Consider the following 19,265-nt stretch of genomic DNA (forward strand, 5'->3'; position numbering starts at 1 on the left):
CGCCGCGCCGCACCGGGACCGGCGCACGCCGAAGATCCCGGTGTATCATGCATGAGTCATGCATGATGAACGGTTGGCGAACCTGCTGGGCGCCGCGTCGCTGGCGGTGACCGACCTCGTCCTCGCCGGGACGACGGCCGCGGGACGGGTGAGCGCGAGCGGCGCCGCGGCGCTGATCGTCCTGTCCGAGGCGCCGGGGCTGGGCGTCACCGAACTGGGCAGGCGGGTCGGGCTGACCCAGTCCGCCGCCGCCCGCATGGTGGACGGCCTCCAGGACGCCGGGCTCGCGCGGCGGCGGCCCGGCGGCGGGCGCGCCGTGGAGGTGCGGCTGACCGCAAAGGGCGAGGACGCGGCCCGCCGCGTGCTCACCGCGCGGGGCGCGCCGCTGGCCGAGGCGCTGGCCGTCCTGGACGGCGGCGAGCGCGAGGCGCTCACCGTCATCCTCGGCAAGCTCCTGGCCCGCCTCTACGAGACGATCGGCGACTCGGACGTCCTGTGCCGGCTCTGCGACCGGCGCTGCTGCACCGAGGGCGCGGTCTGCCCGGTCGGCCAGGCCGAGCGGGACGCGGGAGGCGCGTGACCGGCCCGCTCCTCGCCCTCGCCTCCGCGCTCCTCTACGGCGTCGCGGACGTCTGGGGCGGCCTGCTGTCGCGGCGCTCCGGCTTCGCCGCCGTCGCGTTCCTCGGCCAGGCCGGAGGGCTCGTGTTCGCGGTCGTGGCCGCGCTGCTCGTCCCCGCGGAAGGCGTCGCCGCCGCCGACCTCGGGTGGGGCGCGGCGTCCGGCGTCGGGACGGGCCTCGCGATGGTGTTCCTCTACCGGGGCATCAGCCGGGGGAACCTGAGCGTGGTCGTCCCGGTCAGCGCGGTCGGCGGGGTCGCGCTGCCGGTCGTCGCGGGCGTGGTGTTCCTCGGCGACCGTCCGGGGGCGGTGTCGTGGGCCGGGATCGCGGTCGTGCTGCCCGCGCTGTGGCTCGTGTCCCAGTCGCGGTCGGACGAGCGCGGCCCGGTGCGCGCGGCCCTCGTCAACGGGCTCATCGCCAGCGTCGGCATAGGGGTCCAGTACCTCGCCCTCGCGCAGGCGGGCGACGGCTCGGGGCTCTGGCCGGTCGCCGCCGGACGGGTCGCCGCCGTCCTCGCGGTCGCGCCGATGATGTGGCCGTCCGGGCGGCGGCCGCCGCCCGGACGGGCGAGCCTCTGGCCGGCGCTGAACGGCGGCCTCGCGGCGGCGGCGCTCGTCTGCTACCTGCTCGCCACGCGGGAGCAACTGGTGGTCGTCGCGGTCGTGCTGTCGTCGCTGTACCCGGTCGTGCCCGTCCTCCTCGGCGTCACGGCGCTGCGCGAGCGGCTGTCGTGGCCGCAGGCGGCCGGGCTGGCCGGAGCGGGCGCCGCCGTCGTCCTCCTGACGCTCGCGTCCTCCTGAGGGCCAAACAAACGGGGGCGGTCCGGGTGCTTCTACCGTGATGGACATGAGCGAGGCACTTCGCGGCAAGCAGGACGTCGGCGGCAGGCGGCCGCGGCTGGTCGGCAGGCGGCTGGCGCTCGTCTTCGCCGCGACCTTCGCGAGCCTGACGGGCGTCTTCCTGCTGCTGTCGGTCGTCCCGATGTACGCGTCGGCGTCCGGGGCGGGCGGCGTCGGCGCGGGGCTCGCCACGGGCGCGCTGATGCTGTCCACGGTGCTCGCCGAGCTGGCCCTCCCCCGGCTGCTCGCGCGGTTCGGGTACCGGCCGGTGTTCGCGACGGGCCTCGTGCTGCTCGGGCTGCCGCCGATCGCGCTCGTCTTCGCGTCCGACATGGCGACGATCACCGTGGTGAGCCTGGTCCGCGGCCTCGGCTTCGGGGTCTCGGTGGTGGTGACGAACGCCCTGGTGGCGGCGATCGTCCCGGCGGAGCGGCGGGGCGAGGCGCTCGGCCTGTTCGGGCTCACCGCCGGGCTGCCGACCGTCCTCGCGCTGCCGCTCGGCGTCTGGCTCGCCGGGCACGTCGGCTACACGCCGGTGTTCCTCGCGGGCTCGGCCGTGACGCTCGCCGCCCTCGCGACGCTGCCCGGCCTCCCGAGCCTCCGGCCGGCGGCGACCGAGCAGGCGTTCGGCATCGTCGCCGGGCTGCGGACGGCGGCGCTGCTGCGTCCGGCCGCCGCGTTCGCCGCGACCGCGATGGCGGCGGGCATCCTCGTCACGTTCCTGCCCGAGGCCGTCCCGGACGGGCGCGTCGCGGCGGCGGCGCTGCTCGTCCAGCCCGCCGCGACCACCTTCACCCGCTGGTGGGCCGGACGGGTGGGCGACCGCCACGGCGCCGGACGCCTCCTCACGCCCGCCCTCGTCGCCGCGGCGGCCGGGGTCGCGCTGCTCGTCCTGGTGCCGAACCCGGTGGCCGTCCTCGCCTCCATGGCGCTGTTCGGCGCGGGCTTCGGCGTCGCGCAGAACGTGAGCCTCGCGGTGATGTACGAGCGGGTGCCGCCGTCCGGCTACGGGACGGTCAGCGCCGTCTGGAACATCGGCTACGACGGCGGCATGGGCGCGGGCGGCGCCGCCTTCGGGGTGATCGCGGCGCAGACCGGCTATCCGCCCGCGTTCGCGCTCACCGCCGCGGTGATCGCCCTCGCGGTGCCGCTGACGCTGTCCCGGCGCGTGCCCGGACGCCGGAAATGACCCCTGACGGGTGGTTACATGCTGTCACCCTCAAGCAAGGCGATGTCCAGTTGTAGTCGTGCTGAAGCTGTGAGTAACTGGTCCCCGGGAGTCCGGACGGCTCTCCGCGGGGAGCGGCCGTCCACCGCAATGACCAGCGAGGGGACCGATTATGGACGACATCGCGGAGCGGGGGGCCCGGCTCCTGTCCGGCCCGTCCGGGCTCGGCACGTCGGCGGCGCGCATCACGAACCTGCTGAGCCCGCCCAAGGGCCCGCCGACACACCCGCCCGCCACCGAGCCGGCGGGCGTCACGACGGAGGCCCCACCTACCGAGCCCGCCGACGGACCTACGGACCTACCTACGGACGCGCCTGACGTTCCGGCCGCCGGGCTTCCGGCCGATGTGCCGATCCCGCCCACCCGTCCGCTGCCGAGCCCGACCCGCAAGGGCGGCCACTTCTCCCCCGGCTACGCCGCGCGGGAATGGGGCGACGGCTCCCTGCCTCCGCTGTACCTGCCGGTGACCGCCCGGATCGACGACGACCTCGCCCGCGTGGTCAACGACCGGCTGGTCGCCTGGGCTGAGGAGGTCGGCATCTACGCCGACCAGATCGACCAGTTCCGCGAGACCGGGTTCGGACGGCTCGCCGTCCTCGCCCACCCCGAGACCGACGACGTCGACGCGCTGCTCCTCGGCGCCAAGATGAACGCCGCCTGGTGGGCCAGCGACGACTACTACGCCGACGAGACCGACCTCGGCGCCTCCCCCACCAAGCTGCCGCCCCGCCTCGCGCTCGTCACGTCCGCGATGGACCCGCCGCCCCCCGCGGGCCGGTACACCGCGCAGCTCGAGGAGGCGATCCGCGCCGACCCCGTCCTCATGGCGCTGCGCTCGGCCACCGACCACGCGCGGCGGCTCGCCACGCCGTCGCAGATCATGCGGCTCTGCAACATCACGTCCCAGATGTACGTGAGCTGGACGGCCTACGCCGCCTGGCGGCACCTCGGCGAGCTGCCCCCGGTGTGGCGCTACCTGGCCGCGCGGCAGCACGACAGCTTCTACACCTCGATGACGCTGATCGACATCGTCGGCGGCTACCACCTCGACGCGAACCTGTTCTTCGAGCCGCGCGTGCACCGCGCGGTGATGCAGGCCGGCACCGCTTCGGTGATCGTGAACGACCTCCACTCGGCGGAGAAGGAGGCGGCCGACGACCTGCCCGACTGCAACGTCGTGCTGCTGATCGCCGAGGAGGAGGGCTGCCCGCTGCGCGAGGCGGCGGAGGCGGCCGTCGCGCTGCACAACGACTTCGTCCGCGCCTTCGAGGCCGCGCAGAAGGAGCTCGCCGCGATCCCGTCCCCCGAGCTCCAGCGGTTCCTGCTCGGCGTCCAGGGCTGGATGGCGGGCGGCTTCGAATGGCACCAGGGCAGCCGCCGCTACCGGTGACCCCCGGGCCGCCCTCCGACCCGGCCCGCCACCTGACCCGGCCTGTCACCTGACCCGCCCCGCCCTCCGACCCGCCCCGACCACCCTCCGAGAAAGGATCACCACGTATGGCCTCTACCACGGGCAGCCAGGTTCTGAGCAGCCTCTACCAGCACTCGGTCGCCGACTACTGGAACGCCGAGAGGAACCCGGTCAACCTGCGGCTGGGCGAGGTGGACGGGTTCTACCACCACCACTACGGCATCGGCGCCGTCGACTGGACCGTCCTCGACGGCCCGGCCGAGACCCGCGAGGAGCGGACGATCGCGGAGCTGCACCGGCTGGAGTCCGCCCAGGCGGAACTGCTGATGAACCACCTCGGCCCCGTGCACCCGTCCGACCGCCTCCTCGACGCGGGGTGCGGTCGCGGCGGGTCCAGCCTCATGGCCAACCAGCGGTTCGGCTGCCGCGTGGACGGGGTGTCGATCTCCGAGTCCCAGGTCGAGTTCGCGACCGAGCAGGCCAGGCGGCGCGGCGTCGACGACAAGGTGAGCTTCCACTTCAAGAACATGCTCGAGACCGGCTTCGAGACGGGAGCGTTCCAGGCCGTCTGGAACAACGAGAGCACGATGTACGTCGAGCTCGGGCTGCTGTTCGCCGAGCACTCCCGACTACTACGCCGCGGCGGCCGGTACGTGACCATCACCGGCTGCTACAACGACGCCTACGGGCTGCCGTCGCGCGCCGTGAGCGAGATCAACGCGCACTACATCTGCGACATCCACCCGCGCAGCACGTACTTCAAGGAGATGGCGGCGAACCGGCTCGTCCCGGCGAGCGTGATCGACCTGACCCCGGCCACGATCCCCTACTGGGAGCTGCGGGCGAAGTCGTCGCTGGCCACCGGCATCGAGGCGGCGTTCCTCGACGCCTACAAGGGCGGCAGCTTCCAGTACCTGCTGATCGCCGCCGACCGCGTCTGACCGTCCCCGAGGCCCGGCCCGCCACCGTCGCCTGTGGCGGGCCGAGCCCTTGCGCGGCGACGTTCAGGCGTGCCCGGGCGAGGACGGCGATCCTGGCTCCTTGCGGCCGGGCTCTTCGTGTCCGGGGTCTTTGCGGCCGGGCTCGGTATGGCCCGGGTCGGTGTGCCCAGGCTCCGTGAGGTCGTACTCGGCGAATCCCGGCTCGGGGAGGCCCGCCTCGGCGCGGTCCGGTTCGGGAGCGTCCTGCCGGGGACGGCGCGGCACCGCGTCCGGCGAGCGGGGCGCGAGCTCCTCGCCGCGGCCCGCACCGGCGTCGCGCCGGCCGTCGCCCGCGCCCTCGGCGAGCAGGCCGGACGTCTCCAGGTACTGGAAGCCGCGCGGGGTGATGTCCCAGGCGTTGTGCCGCCACTCCTTGCGCCGCCACACGAGCCCCGCGGACAGCAGCCGGCGTCCGACCCGGCTGACCTCGGTCTCGTCGGTGCCGAGCGCGGCGGCGAGCTGCTTGTTCGACATGCCCTGGCGGCGGTGGACCGCGACGAGGAAGCGGGCGGCGTGGCTCTCCGGCCGGAGCCCGAGCTGCAGCCCGGACGGCAGCCGCCGCAGCGCCCAGTGGACGACGTCGATCAGCCCGAGGATCCGGCCGCGCTGCTCGCGCTGCGCGCCGTCCAAGCCGGTGACGTCGAGATAGTGGCGGTGGAGCCACTGCAACCCGTCCTGGCATTCCACGAGGGCTGGTTCGTCTGCGCTCAGCGAGGCGTCGGTGATCAGCATCCCGAGGGCGCTGAAGTGACCGTCGCTGATGACCTTGGCGTGTTCCATCGAGTCGATGAGACGCCGGACCTCCGTCCGGCGGTCACGGGCGGAGGCGGTAACAGCGCTCATGGTCACACTCCCGGAGTAGGCGAGCACCGTTGGACCACTCCAGGGTGCGTCCATGCCAAGTGATTGTCAAGTGACCCAGTCCTCAGTATCGCCAGAAGGACGTATGTGTAGCGGAGGACGCTGAAAGGCGGGGCCTGGCAGAGTTAACATCGGTCCACCACCCGTAACCGCGCGTGTCAACCCCCGGGGGCGCTTATGACGGATCAGTTGGCGGCGGCCGAGTACTCGGCGGAACCAGCTGATCTCTTCGTCCAGCTGTACGACGCGATCCCGGACGACGTCTTCGAGGGCTGGGCGGCGACGCGCTGGTACGCGGCGGAGCGGGTGCGGCGGGAGGCGAACGAGATCGCCGACTCGGTCCTCGCGACCGGCACGTTCGACCCGGCGCGGACGGCGGGCATCGTCGACGCGCGCGGCGACCGCGGGCGCTTCGTCATCCTGCTCGGCCTCGACATCGCGCTCGCCCACGCGAGCCCCTACGGGCCGTACCACGACGCGCCCGCGCTGGCCGGAGTGCTGGTCACCTACCTCACCGAGGGCAAGCTGAACGGGCCCCGCACGACCGGCGCGCTGCTGCCCCGCTGCGCGTTCGCCGGACGCCCGCGCGGGCTGCGGACGAAGGCCGAGTTCTTCGGGGTGCACCGCGTCCCGGCGGCCGAGTGGGCGAGGATCGACCACCGCGTGCTGCCCGCGGTGAACGACCCGCACCTCAACCGGGACGAGCCGGTCGCGGTCGGCTGCGCGCCGGTGCTGGAGACCTACGACGACATCGAGATCGAGTTCGAGGAGCGGGCGGGCCTGACCGTGTACCGGCTCCGCCCGATGGACACCTCGGGCATCCGCAGCCGGGTCAAGGCGATCATCCGGCGGCTGGACGAGTCCGGCGCGCAGCTCGCCGTGATGCCGGAGGCGTCGCTCTCGGACTCGCTGCTGGAGCTGTGGAAGGAGGTCGCGTTCGACACCGCCGCCCGCGACCGCGCCCGCCGCCCGCTGCGCTTCCTGCTGCTCGGCACCGGCCCGATCGGCGGCGGCGACCCGCCGCCGAACCGCGCCGTCCTGCTCGACCGGTGGACGGGGCAGGAGCTCCTCGTCCAGGACAAGCTGTCCGGGTTCACGCTGGACGCCGACCAGATGCGGCTGTGGCGGCTGCCGGACGCGCCGTCCACCGGGTCGGCCGTGGAGTACGCGCGGCCCGGCCGGAAGGTGTCCGTGCTCGACTCCTCGCTCGGCCGCCTCGCCGTGCTGATCTGCGAGGACCTCGCCCGGTCGGTCGACTGGGAGCGGGAGCTGCGCTCGGCCGGGGTGTCGCACCTGCTCGTCCCGATCTTCTCCAAGCCGATCCTGGAGTTCCGCTGGGAGCAGCGCTCCGCCGAGCGGCAGGTCATCGAGCTCGGGACGTGGGTGACGGTGTCCAACAGCCTCGCGGTCGGCGCCGCCATCCCGGACGACGAGCCCCGCGTCCCCGGCCCCCGCTACACCTGCCTCGTCACCGGGCCGAAGAGCCTCGACCGCGTCGCGTACCAGACCGAGGGGCAGTTCGGCGTGGCGCGGACGGGCGCCGAGCTCGGGCGGCTGCCGACGTCCGAGCTGCCGCGCGTGTTCCCGGGCGCCGCCTACGACGCCTGGTTCGACCACTGGCACGACGACAAGCGGTAGCTCAGTCGACGGTGAACGGCTCCGGGCTCACCGCGGACCCGGCCGGGGTGTTCACGACCGGCGGCGCCGTGGTGGCGCCCGCGGGGAGGGTCGTCCGCACCAGCGTGTCCGTCGCGTCGATCACCGCGGCCCGCGCCGCGCCGAAGCGGACGCTGGTCGCCCCGTCCAGCCCGTCGCCCCGGATCGTGACGGCCGTGCCCGGCGGCCCGTTGTCGGGGTCGATGGCGGAGACCTTCGGCGGGATGGCGTGGTCGCGGCCCCGCTGCGCGGGCGCCAGCAGGGTGGCGAAGACCGCGCGGAACTTCTCGGCGGTCTCGCGGGAGAACTGGCCGACGAGCGCCGCGATGGCGGCGACGCCGTACGGGTTGACGTCGTCGGCGCCGCCGAGCGGCGAGGTCAGCCCGCCGCGCACCACGAGGTAGACGATCAGTCCGAACAGCGCGCCGACGATCGGGAGCGTCAGGTACATCATCAGCCAGCTGCGGCGCAGCGCCCGGTTCCCGATGTACCAGTAGAACGACCGCAGGACGTGCGTGACCGCGCCGAGCGCCCCGGCCGCCATGACCACCAGGAACAGGCACGTGTCGCGGGACACCGCGGGCGACCAGCCGAACAGGTGGACGGTCTTGGCGGCGGCGGCCGGCGCGCGGCCGTCCGGCGCGGGGCGCGGCGCGGGCGGCCACGCCTCCACCAGGACGATCACCAGCAGGGCCGTGAGGACCAGCAGGACGGCGAACACGATCACGATGTCGCGGGTGCGGGCGTATTCGCGTCCGACCTCTGAGTCGGCCACGGCTCTCCATTCTGTTGTGCGTGCCTGTTGCGGGCGCCTGTTGCGCGCTGCTCGTCGTCCCCCTGCCGATTATCGAACCGCGCCGGGACGGCGTTTCGCCACTCCGCCCTCACGCGCGGGCGGCACGGCACTCGCTGCCACGAAGGCGTTACAGGACTCTCGCGCGGGAACGTCGCGAAGCGTATGATCCAGGTCACTTTCACAATCGATCAAGGTGGGCGCCATGACCGAAGCCGTGTCCGCAGCCGCCGTCCCCGCGCCGTCCCGCCGCCTCGCGCTCGGCGTGGGCGCCGACGGGACCTACACCCGCCCCGGCCAGGCGGCGGCGTTCGTCCTCGGGCTCGTCACGACGTTCGTGTTCCTCCCGCTCGTCGTCGTGGCCGCGCTGCTCTACACGCGGGCCGAGACGCGGTTCGCGGACGACCCCGCGCGGGCGCGCGTCCTCGTGCGGTGGTCGTGGCTCTGCATCACGCTCTTCCCGATCCTCGCCGCGGGGGCCATTGGGGCCGTCGTGGCGGCCATTGTGGCCCTTACCGGTTGATCTTCTCCGGCGCTTAACCTCGGGCTCACCCGCCGTCCGGAATGACGATCTACGTTCCGGTCGGCCGCCGTTCACGACCACCTTTCCCCCAGGGTGGGACGGCGGCGCCAGGAGGCGCTGATGAGACTCCGATCCAGACGCGCGGTCGCCGCAGCGGCGGCGCTCGTCGTGCTGAGCGGCGGGGCCGCGTACGCGGGCACCCGCAAGCAGGCGGGCCCGCAGGGCGACGGCACCGGCGTCACGCCCGTCGGGCACCTCGTGACACCGGCCGGAACGCAGGTGACGCTGGGGCTGCTCCCGCTCGCGTCCGCGCTGAGCCCGGACGGCTCCCGCCTGCTCGTCGTCAACGCCGGGCAGGGCGTCCAGTCGCTCCAGGTCGTGGACACCTCGTCCGGCGCGGTCGGCCAGACGATCGGCTACAAGAGCCCGCAGGCGCTCTACGCGGGCGTCGCGTGGAGCCCGGACGGGAAGCACGCCTACGCGAGCGCGGGCGGCAACAACAAGATCCGCGTGTACGACGTCGCGGACGGGACGCTCACCGAGAAGGCGTCCATCGCGCTGCCGACGACGAACCCGGACGGCCAGAAGGTGAACATGTTCCCGGCGGGCCTCGCGGTCACGCCGGACGGGAAGCGGCTCCTCGTCGCCGACCAGCAGGCGGACGCGCTGTCGGTGGTCGACCTCGCGTCCGGGAAGGCGGAGACGACGGCGGTCGGGCACCGGCCGTACGGCGTCGCCCTCGGCAAGGACGGGAAGACCGCGTACGTCGCGAACCAGGGCGCCGCTTCGGTGAGCGTAGTGGACGTGTCCGGCACGGCGCCCACCGTCGTAGGGAACGTTCCAACCGGCACGCACCCGAACAAGATCTCGCTCAGCGCCGACGGCTCCCGCGCGTTCGTCACGGCGGGCGACGGGGACGAGGCCGACGTCGTCGACACGGCGCGGAACAAGGTCGTCCGGAAGATCGACCTGAGCCCGTACAACGGCGCGCCGATCGGCAGCAACCCGGTCGCGTCGGCGCCGTCCCCGGACGGGCGGCTGCTCTACGTCGCGAACTCCGGCAACAACGACGTGGCGGTCGTCGACCTGCGCCGCGGCCGCGTCACCGGCATGATCCCGACCGGCTGGTACCCGACGTCGGTGCACGTCCTCGGCGACCGGCTGCTGGTCGTCAACGCCAAGGGGCTCGGCGCCGGGCCGAACGACGGACCCGGCAGGCCGGACCCGCACGGCGGCGGCACGGCCGACAAGTACATCGGCTCGATGATCAAGGGGACGCTGTCGCTGATCGACCGTCCGTCCGACCCGGGGCGGCTGCGCGCGTGGTCGCGGCAGGTCGTCCGCAACAACGGGTTCGACGAGCGGGACCGCGTGCGCGGCGGGCGCGGCGACGGCGGGCACGTCGTCCCGCTGCACCCCGGCGCGAAGACGCCGATCAAGCACGTCATCTACGTGGTGCGCGAGAACCGCACCTACGACCAGGAGTTCGGCAGCATCGGCAAGGGCGGCGGCGACCCGAGCCTGAACCTGTTCGGCGACGAGTCGGCGCCGAACGCGCGCGAGCTGTCCCGCCGGTTCGTCACGTTCGACAACTTCTACGCCGACGCCGAGGTCAGCGCGCAGGGCTGGAACTGGGTGGTGGGCAGCAACTCCAACCCCTACTCCGAGCAGGTGTGGCCCGCGAACTACTCCAGCCGCAACGCGCCGTACCCGTCCGAGAACGGGACGCCGGAGATCGCCCCGAACAGCGACCCGAAGGACGCCTACATCTGGCAGCGGCTCAAGAGGGCGGGCGTCCCGTTCCGCAACTACGGGTTCTACGTGTCGCACGACGCGCAGGGCCGCGCGTCCGCCGAGGACCCGGTGCTGAACGCCGCCACCGACCCCGATTTCCACGGCTACGACCTCGCCTGCCCGGACAGCCCGAACTCGTTCACGCCACTGTCGAAGACGTGCGGCGCGCCGCGGATCAGCCGGTGGCTGACCGAGTTCCGCGCGTTCGAGAAGAGCGGGAAGCTGCCGTCGGTCGAGTTCGTCCGGCTGCCGAACGACCACACGGCCGGGACGAAGGCGGGCTCGCCCACCCCGCGCGCCTACGTCGCCGACAACGACTACGCGCTCGGCCTGCTCGTGGACGCGGTGTCGAAGTCGAGGTTCTGGAAGGACACGGCGATCTTCGTCACCGAGGACGACGCGCAGAACGGCCCCGACCACATCGACGCGCACCGCACGCTCGCGCTGGTGATCAGCCCGTACACGCAGACGGGCAAGGTCGACTCGACGTTCTACAGCACGGTCTCGATGGTCCGGACGATCCAGCTGATCAGCGGCATCCGGCCGCTCACCCAGTTCGACGCCTACTCGACGCCGATGACGGCGGCGTTCACGTCGAGGCCGAACGCGCGTCCCTACGACGCGGTCGTCCCGCAGTGGCCGCGGACGGAGACCAACTCCGCGTCCGCCCCGCTCGCGGCGATCTCCGCCCAGCAGCAGCTCGGCAAGGAGGACCAGATCGACGAGCGGACGTTCAACCAGGCGATCTGGCAGAGCGTCCGCGGCAAGGGCGCCGAGATGCCCGAACCCCGCCACCGCCTCCCCGGCGCCCCGACCGTGGAACACGACGATGACGACGACGACTGATTGACACTGATTGACCAGGAAGGGGGCCGGGGAAGAGGACGGAGACCGGACGGGTTGGCACTGTTCATGAGCGTTCCCTTCTCCGTCCTCGACCTGGCCCCCGTCGTCAGCGGCTCCACGTCCGGCCAGGCCCTGCGCAACACCCTCGACCTGGCCCGGCACGCCGAGCGGCTCGGCTTCCACCGGTACTGGCTCGCCGAGCACCACGCGATGCCCGGCATCGCGAGCTCCGCGACGGCCGTGCTGATCGGGCAGGTCGCGGCGGCGACGTCCGCGCTGCGGGTCGGGTCCGGCGGGATCATGCTGCCGAACCACGCGCCGATGGTGGTGGCCGAGCAGTTCGGGACGCTGGAGGCGCTCTTCCCCGGCCGCATCGACCTCGGCCTCGGCCGCGCGCCCGGCACCGACCAGGCGACCGCGCTGGCGCTGCGCCGCTCCCCGCAGGCCCTGTCCGTGGACGACTTCCCCGAGCAGGTCGTCGAGCTGCGCGGCTACTTCGGCGCGGACAGCAAGGTCACCCCGGCGGCGGGCAACGAGCCGCCGGTGTGGCTGCTCGGCTCCAGCGGGTACAGCGCGCGGCTCGCCGGGCTGCTCGGGCTGCCGTTCGCGTTCGCGCACCACTTCAGCGCGCAGAACACGGTGCCCGCGCTGAACCTGTACCGGGAGTCGTTCCGGCCCGGCGCGCTGGCCGAGCCGTACTCGATGATCGGCGTGGCGGTCACCGCCGCCGACACCGACGAGCGGGCGGTGGAGCTCGCCCAGCCGCAGGCGCTCGCGTTCCTGCGGCTGCGGCAGGGCAACCCGGGGCTCCTCCCGACGCCGGACGAGGCCGCGTCCTACCCGTACACGGCGATGGACCGGCAGATGATCGACTCGCGGCTGGCCGACCAGGTCGTCGGCGGGCCCGAGACGGTGCGGCGCACGATGGACGCGCTGATCGAGCGGACCGGGGTCGACGAGGTCATGGTCACCACCCAGGTCCACGACCACGCCGACCGGCTGCGCTCCTACGACATCCTCGCCGACCTCTACAGCCTCGCGGCGAGCCCCGCGTGACCGCCTAGCGGGGCTTGACCTGGAAGTCGAACGGGACGGTGCCCGGGTCGGGCAGGGCGGTGCCGCCGTCCACGCTCAGCACGGCGCCGTTCACGTACGACGCCTCGGGCCCGAGCAGCCACATGATCGCGGCGGCGGCCTCGGCCGGGCTGCCCGCCCGGCGCTGCGGGACGAGCCGGGTCACCTCGTCGTACGCCTCCTCCCTGGTCAGGCCGTGCGGCTCGCCGAAGAGGGCCATCTCCATGTCCGACATCTCGGTGCGGATCCAGCCGGGGCACACCACGTTGGCGCGGACGCCCTGCGGACCGTAGTCCGCCGCGATCGTCTGGGTCAGCATGGTGAGCCCCGCCTTGGACGTCGCGTACGCCGCGACCCCGGCCGGGACGCGCAGCGCCGCCACCGACGAGACCGTGACGAGGGATCCCTTCGCCTCGATCAGGTGCGGCAGCGCGGCCCTCGCCAGCAGGAACACCGAGGTCAGGTTGGTCCTGATCGTGGCGTCCCAGTCGTCGGGCGACAGGTCGAGGACGGCGCCGTTGCGCAGCGTGCCCGCGTTCGCGACGATCCCGTCCAGGCGGCCGTGCGCGGCGACGACGTCCTCGACGAGGCCGGCGACCTCGTCCGGCGCGGCGACGTCGCAGACGCGCGGCTCGGCGCCCGTCTCCGCCGCGACCCGGTCGAGGGCCTCCTTGCGCCGCCCGCAGATCACCACCCGGTCCCCGGCGGCGGCTCCGGCGGCGGCGACCGCCGCGCCGATCCCGCTGCCGCCGCCCGTGACGATCAGCACCCGTTGCATTCGCATCTCCCTAGTTCCGCCGTCCGCCGCCCTGGGGCACCGATTCTCCAAGGTAGGCCGCGTGGAGCACGTTCGGCGCCTTGCGCAGCGGCGCGGCGGGCCCGCTGTGCGTGAGCCGCCCGCCGGCCAGCACGTGCGCGGTGTCGGCCACCGCCAGCGCGAGCGTCGCGAACTGCTCGACGAGCAGGACGGCGACGCCCTCGTCCGCGAGCGCGCGGACGGCGGGCAGCAGCCGCTTGACGATCACCGGCGCGAGGCCGAGCGACATCTCGTCGATCAGCAGCACCGACGGGGACATCGCGAGCGCGCGGGCGAGCACCACCATCTGCTGCTCGCCGCCGGACAGCAGCCCGGCCTGGACGTCCATCCGCTTCGTCAGCTCGGGGAACAGCTCCAGCGCCCGGTCGGCGCGGGGGCCGCGCCGCACGGCGCGCAGGTTCTCCGCGACGGTCAGGCCGCTGAACACGGTCCGGCCCTGCTCGACGAGCGCGATGCCGCGCTTGGCGCGCGACACCCGGTCGAGCCCGGAGAGGTCGTCGCCGTCCCCGGTGAGCCGTCCGGACGCGAGGGGCAGGACGCCCGCGATCGCCTCCAGCAGCGTCGTCTTCCCGGCCCCGTTCGGGCCGAGCAGGACGGTCACCTGCCCGGCCGGGACGGTCAGCGAGACGTCCCGGACGATCGGGGCGCCGCCCCGGCCGACCGACACGTCCTCAAGCCTCAGCTCCCTCATGCTCCATCAACCATTCGGCAGTTTGATCCAATCTGATGTGAGCACCGCCCAGCCGCCCTGTCCGTCCGGCTGGACGAACTTCGCGGCGAGGTTGGATGCGTGGGCGTCACCGGGGCCGAACGCGAACGGCGTCCCGGTCATCGCGGAGGGCAGCGGCCGCAGCGTCTTCATCGCCTCGGTGACGGACTCGCGGGTGATGTCCCCCTTGATCGAACGCAGCACCGTGACCAGGTGCTTCGCCGCGAGATACCCGCCCTGCGCGAAGGCGGTCAGCGGCACCTTGTGCTCCTCCATGGTGGTGCGCCATTCCCTGTTGGCCCGGGAGGCCGACTCGGTGTACGGCTCGAACTCCGACAGCGCGATGACGCTCCTCCCGGACGAGCCGAGCGCCTTCCCGACCTCCTCGGTGTAGGCGGGCGCGAGGAACAGCCACTTGATGTCGGTGACGTTCTGCTTCTGCGCGGCCTTCACCCAGCCGATCAACTCGGGCTCGACGCCGTTGAACAGGACCGCCTCGCAGCCGGCGTTCCGCGCCCGCAGGATGTAGGGCGTGAAGTTCGAGGGGGCCGTCGCCAGGCTCAGGTCCATGATCAGCGGCTTCTTGCCGGTGAGCCGGGACCAGCGCGCCACGCCCTCCTTGTACGCCTCCGCGGTGCCGCCGATGATGGACAGGAAGACGCAGAGCTTGTTCAGCTTCAGCGTCTCGGACGCGTAGTACAGCGTCACGGTCGAGCCGAAGAACGGGCCGGTGTTGACCGGCGAGATGTTCGCCGAGCTGAAGCAGCCGGGGTCCACCCCGACGCCGCGCACGTCGGTGATCTTGGCGCGCGCGTAGACCGCGCCGTTGACCTGGCAGTCGAGCAGGCTCGCGCCGCCCGCGAGCGCCACGGCCTGCTTCCGCTCGATGACGTCGCGGCCGGCGAGCGCGGCGCCCGCCGGATCGCCCTTGTCGTCGGCCATCGTGTAGACGATCTTCCGGCCGTTGATGCCGCCCTTGTCGTTGACGTCGTCGAAGACGGCGCGGGCCGCGAGCGAGGACTCGGGGAACGTGACCGGGCCGCTGAGCGTCGACACCGACGCGATGTTGATCGGGTCGTCGGTCTCGGCGGTGCCGGTCCCGGCGTCGCCGCAGCCGGCCAGCGGAGCCGCCAGCACGGCGGCGAGGAGGATCTTCGTGATGCGCATCCCAAAATGCCTTCGGTGTGGACGACCATCCGCCGAGGCGGGCACTTGCGGTAGGTCGCGGGGGTCGAGGGCGGTGAGTACGCCGTCGAAGACAGCGACGTCCGCCGCATTGCCAGGTCGAGGACGTCCTTCCGATCCTCGGGCGAATCCTGCCACGCGGCGTTGCAGATGTCGGCGAAAACAGCATTTGGGAGGCCATTGCGGTGTCCGACCCTGGTCACGTGAGAGCCACCTCCTCGTCACCCAGGTAGGCGCGGGCGACCTCGGGCCTCGCCAGCACCTGCGCGGGCTCGCCCTCGGCGATCACCGCGCCGAAGTCGAGGACGACGATCCGCGCGCAGGCGCGCCGGACCATGTCCAGGTCGTGCTCGATCAGCAGCACCGACGCGCCGTAGCGGGCCGGGACCTCGACGAGCCGGTCGGCGAGCGCGAGCGACTCGGCGTGCGCGAGGCCGGCGGCGGGCTCGTCCAGGATGATCAGTTTCGGCTTGGCGAGGATCGCGGCGGCGACCTCCAGCAGGCGGCGGCTGCCGACGTCCAGGTCGGCGACGTGGGCCTCGCCGGGCGGGCAGCCGAGGAACTCGCGGATCTCCTCCAGCTCGTCCCGGGTGACGAGGCGGTGCGCGGCGAACCGCAGGTAGGCGTCGACGGCGAGGCCGGTCGGGACGCGGTCCTGCTGGAACGTGCGGCGCAGCCCGGCCCCCGCGCGGCGGTGCACGGGCAGCCCGTCGAGGCGGCGGCCGTCCAGGGTGACGGACCCGGACGCGGACGGCAGGAACCCCGACAGCGCGTCGATCAGCGTCGACTTCCCCGCGCCGTTCGGCCCGATGAGGCCCATCACGGTGCCCTCCGGGACGACGAGGTCCACGCTTTGCAGCGCGGTGACCTGCCCGTACTTGACGCCGACGCCCTTGGCCTCCAGCAGCGGCTTCGCGCCGAGCGGCGGCCTGCCGCCGCCGGCGGTCTCGCGCGGCGGCGGCACCGCGGCGGGCCGCCGGGCCCGCAGCCGCTTCGCGAACCCCTCGCTGATGCTGGTGCCCTGCGACAGCGCCTGCACGGCGCCGACGCCGAACAGCACGTTCGCCCAGTCCTGGGAGATCCCGGCGCGCCGGAAGAACTCCGGAATGAACATGATCAGGAAACCGCCGAACAGCGCGCCGAACACGAACTCGCTGCCCGCCATCACGGCGACGACGAAGAGGGCGAGGGAGCCGATCGTCCCGAAGTTCTGCGCGGTGATCATGCCGACCTGGCCGGCGAGCAGCCCGCCCGCGAGCCCGGCCGCGAACGCGCTGAGCGCGAACGCCGACAGCTTGGCGCCGGCGACGCTCGTCCCGGCGGCGGCGGTGGCGCGCTCGGAGAACCGGACGGCCCGCCACGACGCGCCGACCCGGGTGCGTCCGACCCATTCGACGCCGAGCGAGAGGACGACGAACAGCAGGCCGGCGTAGACGAAGTACTGGCGGTCGGTGGCGATGAACTCCGGCCGGATGACCTGCTGGTAGCTGTCGACGCCGGGGAAGTTGATCGCGGACACGACGACGTCGGCCGCGGCGGCGAAGCCGAGCGTGACGACGGCGAGGTGCACGCCGCGCAGCCGCAGCGCCGGGAGCCCGATGAGGATGCCGAACGGCATCGCGACGACGCCGCCGGCGACCGTCCACAGGATGAGGGTGCCGGGCGCCGACCACACGTTGAGCTGGGCGACCGTCCACGCGCCGACGGCGGCGAACGAGAGCTGGCACAGCGAGTTCATGCCGGCCCGGCCGACGATGCCGAGGCCGAGCAGCGCGACCGCCGACACGAGCGCCGACGTCGCGAGGAACAGCCAGTACTGCGGGACGGCGACCGCGGCGACCACGACGACGAGGAGCGCCGCCAGCGGCTGCCGGAACATCGCCGTCCGTTTCACCAGGTTGGGATCAACGCGCGGCATCCCACACCTCCCGCCGCTGGGACCAGATGAGAATGGCGAGGATCGCCAGGAAGGGCACCGTGTCGCGGTACTGCTGCAACTCGCTGACGTGGGCGAGCGCGCCCTGGAGCGCGCCAAGTCCGAGGCCGCCCGCGACCGTCCGGCCGAGGCTGCGGAACCCCCCGACGAGCGCCGCCGCCCCGGCCGGGATGATCATCAGCGCCAGCGACGTCTGGTCGCTGGTCTGCTGCGGCGCGACGACGAGCAGGACGGCGGCGGCGAGCAGCCCGGTCGCCGCCCACATGCCGACGCCGAGCCACCGGGACGGGATGGCGTGCAGCTCCGCCGTCGTCGGGCGCTCGGACAGGGCCCGCAGCCGCAGGCCGAGGACCGTCTTGTCGAGGAACAGCCAGGCGCCCGCCGCGACCGCGATCGAGCCGACCGTGCACACGGCCGCCGCCTCGGTGATCGTGATGCCGTTGACGGTGAACAGCGACCCGCCGAACTTGCCCGGGATCCGCCGCGGGTCGGTGCCGTAGGCCAGGTAGGACGCGGCGAGCAGGGACACGAGGAACGCGATGGAGATCGCGGACCGCTGGTCCGCGCCCGCCTCGCCGAACCAGCGCCCCATCACCCAGCCGAGCGCGGCGGCGACGACGGTGGCGACGACCAGCCCGGCGAGCGCGGCGAGCCCGTAGGGCCAGCCGTGGTCGACCGTGAGCGCCATGGTGTAGACGCCGATCACGCCGATCGCGACCTGCGCGAAGTTCACGGCCCTGACCAGTCGGAACATCAGTGTGAGGCACAGGCCGAGGGCGGCGTACGCACCGCCCCCGGCCAGGCCCGCTATCGCACCCTCAAGCATTGGGGAGTTTGATCCAGTCCGGGGTCAGCACGGTCCAGCCGCCCTTGCCGTCCGGCTTCACGAACTTCGCCGAGGTGTTGGGGGCGTGCTTGTCGCCGGGTCCGAACGCGAACGGCGTGCCGGTCATGTTCGAGGGCTGCGGCTTCAGGTCCTTCATCGCCTTGGTGACGGACTCGCGGGTGATGTCGCCCTTGATCCCGCGCAGCACCTCGACGAGGTGGGTGGCGGCCAGGTAGCCGCCCTGCGCGAACGAGGTGAGCGGCACCTTGTGGTCGGTCATGATCTTCTGCCAGTCCTGGTTGGCCGGGGACTTCGCGTCGGTGTACGGCTCGAACTCCGAGAGCGCCACGACGTCCTTGCCCGCCGGGCCCAGCGCCTTCGCGATCTCCACGGTGTACGCGGGCGCCAGGAACAGCCACTTGATGCCCTTGACGTTCTGCGCCTGCGCCGCCTTCACCCAGCCGACCAGCATGGGCTCGGTGCCGTTGAACAGGACCGCCTGGCAGCCCGCGTCCCGGGCCCGCAGGATGTAGGGCGTGTAGTCGGTGGTGTTCGCCGACAGGCTCAGGTCGGTGATCAGCGGCTTCTTACCGGTGATCTTGGACCAGCGGTCGACGCCCTCCTTGTAGGCGTTCGCCGTGCCGCCGATGATGACGAAGAACGAGCAGACCTTGTTCAGCTTCAGCGTCTCGGACGCGTAGTACAGCGAGACCGTCGAGCCGAAGTACGGGCCGGTGTTGACCGTCGAGATGTTCGGCGAGCTGAAGCAGCCCGGGTCGATCCCGATCCCGCGTATGTCGGTGATCTTGTTCTGCGCGTACAGCGGGCCGTTGACCTGGCAGTCGACCAGGCTGGCGCCGCCGGCGAGGGCGACGGCCTTCTTGTTCTGGATGACGTCGCGGGCCGCCAGCGCGGCGCTCGACGGGTCGCCCTTGTCGTCGGCCGCGGTGTAGGCGATCTTCCGTCCGTTGATGCCGCCCTTGGCGTTCACGTCGTCGAAGACGGCGCGGGCCGCCTGCGACGCCTCGGGGAACGTGACCGGGCCGCTGAGGGTCGACACGGACCCGATGTTGATCGGCCCGTCGTCGGAGCCGGAGCCGGAATCGCCGCAGGCCGCCAACGGGGCGGCGACCAGCGCGGCGGCCAGCAGAATCTTTGCGATGCGCAT

17 protein-coding genes are annotated in these 19,265 nt (G+C 72.9%); 9 read left to right on the plus strand and 8 right to left on the minus strand.

All coding sequences use genetic code 11. From position 1 onward, the window contains the following. Positions 1-58: 58 nt before the first annotated feature. From FXF68_RS00310 to FXF68_RS00330, 5 genes are all read left to right on the plus strand, one after another. Positions 59-580 (plus strand): MarR family winged helix-turn-helix transcriptional regulator, encoded by a 522-nt coding sequence (locus FXF68_RS00310; protein ID WP_148756817.1) that lies wholly within the window; start codon positions 59-61, stop codon positions 578-580. Continuing rightward, positions 577-1,419 carry an EamA family transporter gene (locus FXF68_RS44345; RefSeq protein ID WP_222869736.1) on the plus strand — a complete coding sequence of 281 codons (843 nt, stop codon included), beginning with the start codon at positions 577-579 and terminating at the stop codon, positions 1,417-1,419. Before FXF68_RS00310 ends, FXF68_RS44345 begins: the two co-directional genes overlap by 4 nt. Before the next feature lie 46 nt (positions 1,420-1,465). Then, positions 1,466-2,647 carry an MFS transporter gene (locus FXF68_RS00320; protein ID WP_148756818.1) on the plus strand — a complete coding sequence of 394 codons (1,182 nt, stop codon included), beginning with the start codon at positions 1,466-1,468 and terminating at the stop codon, positions 2,645-2,647. Between the two features lie 151 nt (positions 2,648-2,798). Continuing rightward, a complete protein-coding gene (locus tag FXF68_RS00325; protein WP_222869737.1) occupies positions 2,799-4,076 on the plus strand; it encodes a family 2 encapsulin nanocompartment cargo protein terpene cyclase in 1,278 nt (425 codons plus the stop codon). Between the two features lie 107 nt (positions 4,077-4,183). Further along, positions 4,184-5,038: a geranyl diphosphate 2-C-methyltransferase gene (locus FXF68_RS00330; protein WP_148756819.1), complete on the plus strand. Its 855-nt coding sequence runs from the start codon at positions 4,184-4,186 to the stop codon at positions 5,036-5,038. A gap of 63 nt (positions 5,039-5,101) precedes the next feature. Here the strand turns inward: FXF68_RS00330 and FXF68_RS00335 are convergent, their stop codons facing one another. Next, complete coding sequence (locus tag FXF68_RS00335) at positions 5,102-5,920, minus strand: MarR family winged helix-turn-helix transcriptional regulator (protein ID WP_148756820.1); 819 nt, start codon at positions 5,918-5,920, stop codon at positions 5,102-5,104. Positions 5,921-6,115: 195 nt separating this feature from the next. Here FXF68_RS00335 and FXF68_RS00340 point away from each other — a divergent pair, with 195 nt between their 5' ends. Beyond that, positions 6,116-7,576, plus strand: a complete 1,461-nt coding sequence (locus FXF68_RS00340) for a carbon-nitrogen hydrolase family protein (protein WP_148756821.1) — start codon at positions 6,116-6,118, stop codon at positions 7,574-7,576. Between the two features lies 1 nt (position 7,577). Here FXF68_RS00340 and FXF68_RS00345 read toward each other — a convergent pair whose 3' ends face one another. Further along, positions 7,578-8,369, minus strand: a complete 792-nt coding sequence (locus FXF68_RS00345; protein WP_148756822.1) for an IPT/TIG domain-containing protein — start codon at positions 8,367-8,369, stop codon at positions 7,578-7,580. Positions 8,370-8,592: 223 nt separating this feature from the next. Here FXF68_RS00345 and FXF68_RS00350 point away from each other — a divergent pair, with 223 nt between their 5' ends. The 3 genes from FXF68_RS00350 (at position 8,593) to FXF68_RS00360 (ending at position 12,606) form a co-directional block, all read left to right on the plus strand. Continuing rightward, positions 8,593-8,910 carry a hypothetical protein gene (locus tag FXF68_RS00350; protein WP_148756823.1) on the plus strand — a complete coding sequence of 106 codons (318 nt, stop codon included), beginning with the start codon at positions 8,593-8,595 and terminating at the stop codon, positions 8,908-8,910. Positions 8,911-9,030: 120 nt separating this feature from the next. After that, positions 9,031-11,550 carry a bifunctional YncE family protein/alkaline phosphatase family protein gene (locus FXF68_RS00355; protein WP_222869738.1) on the plus strand — a complete coding sequence of 840 codons (2,520 nt, stop codon included), beginning with the start codon at positions 9,031-9,033 and terminating at the stop codon, positions 11,548-11,550. Positions 11,551-11,616: 66 nt separating this feature from the next. Continuing rightward, the gene (locus tag FXF68_RS00360) at positions 11,617-12,606 is read left to right on the plus strand and encodes an LLM class flavin-dependent oxidoreductase (protein ID WP_148756824.1); all 990 of its coding nucleotides are present in this window, start codon (positions 11,617-11,619) and stop codon (positions 12,604-12,606) included. A 4-nt stretch (positions 12,607-12,610) separates the two neighbouring features. Here FXF68_RS00360 and FXF68_RS00365 read toward each other — a convergent pair whose 3' ends face one another. The 6 genes from FXF68_RS00365 to FXF68_RS00390 all read right to left on the minus strand — a co-directional run bounded on the left by FXF68_RS00365 (position 12,611) and on the right by FXF68_RS00390 (position 19,265). After that, complete coding sequence (locus FXF68_RS00365; protein ID WP_222869739.1) at positions 12,611-13,402, minus strand: SDR family NAD(P)-dependent oxidoreductase; 792 nt, start codon at positions 13,400-13,402, stop codon at positions 12,611-12,613. A 10-nt stretch (positions 13,403-13,412) separates the two neighbouring features. After that, the gene (locus FXF68_RS00370) at positions 13,413-14,132 is read right to left on the minus strand and encodes an ABC transporter ATP-binding protein (RefSeq protein ID WP_148756826.1); all 720 of its coding nucleotides are present in this window, start codon (positions 14,130-14,132) and stop codon (positions 13,413-13,415) included. A gap of 6 nt (positions 14,133-14,138) precedes the next feature. Next, complete coding sequence (locus tag FXF68_RS00375) at positions 14,139-15,317, minus strand: ABC transporter substrate-binding protein (RefSeq protein ID WP_148756827.1); 1,179 nt, start codon at positions 15,315-15,317, stop codon at positions 14,139-14,141. A 217-nt stretch (positions 15,318-15,534) separates the two neighbouring features. Then, a complete protein-coding gene (locus tag FXF68_RS00380; RefSeq protein WP_148756828.1) occupies positions 15,535-17,253 on the minus strand; it encodes a branched-chain amino acid ABC transporter ATP-binding protein/permease in 1,719 nt (572 codons plus the stop codon). Further along, positions 17,240-18,097, minus strand: coding sequence for a branched-chain amino acid ABC transporter permease (locus FXF68_RS00385; protein WP_148756829.1), 858 nt, complete (start codon positions 18,095-18,097; stop codon positions 17,240-17,242). The genes FXF68_RS00380 and FXF68_RS00385 overlap by 14 nt, the downstream gene beginning before the upstream one ends. After that, positions 18,090-19,265 carry an ABC transporter substrate-binding protein gene (locus FXF68_RS00390; protein ID WP_148756830.1) on the minus strand — a complete coding sequence of 392 codons (1,176 nt, stop codon included), beginning with the start codon at positions 19,263-19,265 and terminating at the stop codon, positions 18,090-18,092. The genes FXF68_RS00385 and FXF68_RS00390 overlap by 8 nt, the downstream gene beginning before the upstream one ends.

Source organism: Actinomadura decatromicini (assembly GCF_008121305.1).
In the GTDB taxonomy this organism is placed as follows: domain Bacteria; phylum Actinomycetota; class Actinomycetes; order Streptosporangiales; family Streptosporangiaceae; genus Spirillospora; species Spirillospora syzygii.

What these genes read in the sequence shown, in the direction of transcription:
- FXF68_RS00310 (WP_148756817.1), top strand. Translation starts at nt 59, where the DNA reads ATGCATGATGAACGGTTGGCGAACCTGCTGGGCGCCGCGTCGCTGGCG.
- FXF68_RS00320 (WP_148756818.1), top strand. Translation starts at nt 1,466, where the DNA reads ATGAGCGAGGCACTTCGCGGCAAGCAGGACGTCGGCGGCAGGCGGCCG.
- FXF68_RS00325 (WP_222869737.1), top strand. Translation starts at nt 2,799, where the DNA reads ATGGACGACATCGCGGAGCGGGGGGCCCGGCTCCTGTCCGGCCCGTCC.
- FXF68_RS00330 (WP_148756819.1), top strand. Translation starts at nt 4,184, where the DNA reads ATGGCCTCTACCACGGGCAGCCAGGTTCTGAGCAGCCTCTACCAGCAC.
- FXF68_RS00335 (WP_148756820.1), bottom strand. Translation starts at nt 5,920, where the DNA reads ATGAGCGCTGTTACCGCCTCCGCCCGTGACCGCCGGACGGAGGTCCGG.
- FXF68_RS00340 (WP_148756821.1), top strand. Translation starts at nt 6,116, where the DNA reads ATGACGGATCAGTTGGCGGCGGCCGAGTACTCGGCGGAACCAGCTGAT.
- FXF68_RS00350 (WP_148756823.1), top strand. Translation starts at nt 8,593, where the DNA reads ATGACCGAAGCCGTGTCCGCAGCCGCCGTCCCCGCGCCGTCCCGCCGC.
- FXF68_RS00355 (WP_222869738.1), top strand. Translation starts at nt 9,031, where the DNA reads ATGAGACTCCGATCCAGACGCGCGGTCGCCGCAGCGGCGGCGCTCGTC.
- FXF68_RS00360 (WP_148756824.1), top strand. Translation starts at nt 11,617, where the DNA reads ATGAGCGTTCCCTTCTCCGTCCTCGACCTGGCCCCCGTCGTCAGCGGC.
- FXF68_RS00365 (WP_222869739.1), bottom strand. Translation starts at nt 13,402, where the DNA reads ATGCAACGGGTGCTGATCGTCACGGGCGGCGGCAGCGGGATCGGCGCG.
- FXF68_RS00370 (WP_148756826.1), bottom strand. Translation starts at nt 14,132, where the DNA reads ATGAGGGAGCTGAGGCTTGAGGACGTGTCGGTCGGCCGGGGCGGCGCC.
- FXF68_RS00375 (WP_148756827.1), bottom strand. Translation starts at nt 15,317, where the DNA reads ATGCGCATCACGAAGATCCTCCTCGCCGCCGTGCTGGCGGCTCCGCTG.
- FXF68_RS00380 (WP_148756828.1), bottom strand. Translation starts at nt 17,253, where the DNA reads ATGCCGCGCGTTGATCCCAACCTGGTGAAACGGACGGCGATGTTCCGG.
- FXF68_RS00385 (WP_148756829.1), bottom strand. Translation starts at nt 18,097, where the DNA reads ATGCTTGAGGGTGCGATAGCGGGCCTGGCCGGGGGCGGTGCGTACGCC.
- FXF68_RS00390 (WP_148756830.1), bottom strand. Translation starts at nt 19,265, where the DNA reads ATGCGCATCGCAAAGATTCTGCTGGCCGCCGCGCTGGTCGCCGCCCCG.